This is a genomic window from Vibrio sp. D173a (assembly GCF_030248475.1).
In genome coordinates this window covers 1-1,219 of sequence record NZ_JAHGAH010000846.1, presented here as the reverse complement: position 1 = coordinate 1,219, position 1,219 = coordinate 1, and the positions used below count along the sequence as shown (strand labels likewise).

Annotated in this window: 1 protein-coding gene; it reads left to right on the top strand. The window is 46.8% G+C overall.

Annotated elements, in window-relative coordinates:
* Window positions 1-1,171, top strand: a 1,171-nt coding sequence (locus KIV40_RS29745) for a GGDEF domain-containing protein (protein ID WP_285352860.1), incomplete at its 5' end; no start/stop codon positions are given.
* Between the last annotated feature and the right edge of the window lie 48 nt (window positions 1,172-1,219).

Sequence of the window (1,219 nt, the reverse complement as noted above, 5' to 3'; positions counted from 1 at the left end):
GAGCTTTTCTGAAGGCAATGGCAGTCAGAAAATCGATCACGCAATGAAACTGCTCAGCATCTATGAGCGTGCAGTTAAAATCATGGCGAGCAATTCCCGTTCTCATTTTTCCGATACCGATAACTCTCCAGAGCAAGCCCTACTCTCCGATCTCTCAACCGAACTGCAACACCTGATTACCGAACTCGACTTCGAGGGTGAATCGGGTGATTTACTCGCTGATATCCGCGCTAAGCTGCTACTTGGTGTCTCCACTCAAAACCTGTTTGAACTGACGCTGCAAGTGTTAAAGCTGGTGATTGAAGGGACGAACCTAGAGCGCAAAAAGTCTGAGCAATTCATTGAACAACTTAATGCTTCTCTCTCTGCAAGCATTAAAACAGCGGATCAAAACAGCGATCAGAGTCAAACCTACTTTGAACACCGTCAAAGCCTCAACAATGAGCTGGGTAACTTAGTGGGTAAAAGCCAACAGTCTGTCGAGCAAGCTACCGATATCCATGTATTGAAGCAGTCGATAACACCACTGCTTAACGCGATTGCCTCGCTCTCTGAAAGGCTTAGTCACGCCGAGCAGAAAGAGCAAGCGCTAATTGATCGCATGAGCTACGGCAAAACGCAACTCGACTCTTTGTATGAAGTGACGCAAGACTACCGTCGACGCCTTGAAGATCAGGCGCAGCGTATGTTGCTCGACCCTCTGACTAAGGTCTACAACCGCACCGCGTTTACAGATCGCCTAGAACTGGAATACCGCCGTTGGATTCGAGCTCAACACTCGCTGCGTGTGGTGTTACTGGATATCGATAATTTCAAAGCCATTAATGACAGCTTTGGTTATACCGCTGGTGATAAAGCGCTGAAGATCATTGCGCGCACCATGACCAAAGAGCTATCGAAAACCGATACCGTGGCGCGTTTTTCTGGTGAAGAGTTCGTCTTGTTGCTGCCAGAACAGAATGATGAATACTGCCACCAAGTGATTCAGAGCATTCAAACACAAGTCAGCCGCCTGCCATTTAAGTTCCGCGACCAACAGATCACCATAACTCTCTGTGCCGCTAGCACTCAGTTTAGTGAGTCAGACACACCTGAAGAAGTACTGGAACGACTTAATCGCATCTTAAATAAGGCAAACCAGCGTGGTTCAAACCAGCTCGTTTGGCAATAACCTCTCCTAATTGAGAATTTATTTCTCTTTTTCAAATACTTATCACAT